The organism is Streptomyces sp. NPDC006430 (assembly GCF_040612395.1).
Classification (GTDB): Bacteria; Actinomycetota; Actinomycetes; order Streptomycetales; family Streptomycetaceae; genus Streptomyces.
On sequence record NZ_JBEXQA010000105.1, the window covers coordinates 1 to 1,731 of the forward strand.

The 1,731-nt window shown below is 65.7% G+C and carries 1 protein-coding gene; it reads left to right on the forward strand.

What is annotated here, in order from left to right; genetic code table 11:
* Position 1: 1 nt before the first annotated feature.
* A partial coding sequence (locus ABZZ20_RS36795) for an excinuclease ABC subunit UvrA (RefSeq protein WP_356877408.1) occupies positions 2-1,731 on the forward strand: 1,730 nt, incomplete at its 3' end.

Genomic DNA, 1,731 nt, shown 5'->3' on the forward strand with positions numbered 1-1,731 from the left:
GATGAGCATGGCCGCGAGGACGGATGCGCAGTCGCCTGCGCTGCACGCTGCCGATAGCCACGATCTGATCCGCGTGCACGGCGCGCGTGAGAACAACCTCAAGGACGTGAGCATCGAGATCCCGAAGCGCCGGCTGACGGTGTTCACCGGTGTTTCCGGTTCGGGCAAGAGCTCTCTGGTGTTCGACACGATCGCCGCGGAATCGCAGCGGCTGATCAACGAAACGTACAGCGCCTTCGTACAGGGCTTCATGCCGACGCTGGCGCGCCCCGACGTCGACGTCCTCGAAGGGCTGACGACCGCGATCATCGTCGACCAGCAGCGGATGGGCGCCAACTCCCGCTCCACCGTCGGCACCGCCACCGACGCCAACGCGATGCTGCGCATCCTCTTCAGCCGGCTCGGGCAGCCGAGCGCCGGGCCGCCGTTCCACTACAGCTTCAACCTGCCCGTCGGCGCCTGCCCGCGCTGCCAGGGCATGGGCAGCGTGACCGACGTCGACCCGGCCCAACTCCTCGACACTTCCGTGTCGCTCGCGGAGGGCGCGATCACCGTTCCCGGCTACACCGTGGACGGCTGGATGGTGCGGATCTTCACCGGGTCGGGCTTCCTCGACCCGCACAAGCCGATCCGCGACTACACCGAGACCGAGCTGCACGACTTCCTTCACCGGGAGCCGACGAAGGTGAAGGTCGAGGGCGTCAACCTGACCTATGAGGGGTTGATCCCCAAGTTGCGGAAGTCCGTGTTGTCGAAGGACAAGGAGGCGATGCAGCCGCACATCCGGGCGTTCGTGGAGCGGGCGGTCACGTTCGCTGCGTGTCCCGAGTGTGGGGGGACCCGGCTCGGTGAGGGGGCCCGGTCCTCGAAGATCGAGGGGATCAGCATCGCTGACGCGTGTGCGTTGCAGATCAGTGACCTGGCCGCGTGGGTGCGTGGCCTTGACGAGCCGTCGGTGGCGCCGCTGTTGACCGCGTTGGGGCACAGTCTCGATTCGTTCGTGGAGATCGGGCTGGGTTACCTCTCGCTCGATCGGCCTTCAGGCACGTTGTCGGGTGGTGAGGCGCAGCGGGTGAAGATGGTGCGGCATCTGGGTTCTTCGCTGACCGATGTCACGTATGTGTTTGATGAGCCCACCATCGGTTTGCATCCGCATGATATTCGGCGGATGAATGATGTGTTGTTGCGGTTGCGGGACAAGGGCAACACGGTGTTGGTGGTGGAGCACAAGCCGGAGGTGATCGCGATTGCCGATCATGTCGTGGACTTGGGTCCGGGTGCTGGTGCGGCGGGTGGCATGGTGTGTTTCCAGGGGAGCGTGGAGGGGTTGCGGGCCGGTGGCTCGTTGACGGGTCGGCATTTCGGGGACCGGGCGCGGGTGAAGGACAGGGTGCGTAGGCCTTCTGGCAGGCTGGAGATCCGGGGTGCCAGGACGCACAACTTGCAGGATGTCGATGTGGACGTTCCGCTCGGGGTGCTGGTGGTGGTCACCGGTGTGGCGGGTTCGGGGAAGAGTTCCCTGGTGCACGGGTCGATCCTTGCCGGTGAGGGTGTGGTGTCGGTCGACCAGGCGGTGATCAAGGGCTCGCGGCGGAGTAACCCGGCGACCTATACCGGGCTGCTCGATGCGATCCGTAAGGCGTTCGCCAAGGCCAACGGGGTCAAGCCGGCTTTGTTCAGTGCCAACTCGCAGGGGGCCTGCCCGACCTGCAACGGCGTCGGTGTCGTCTA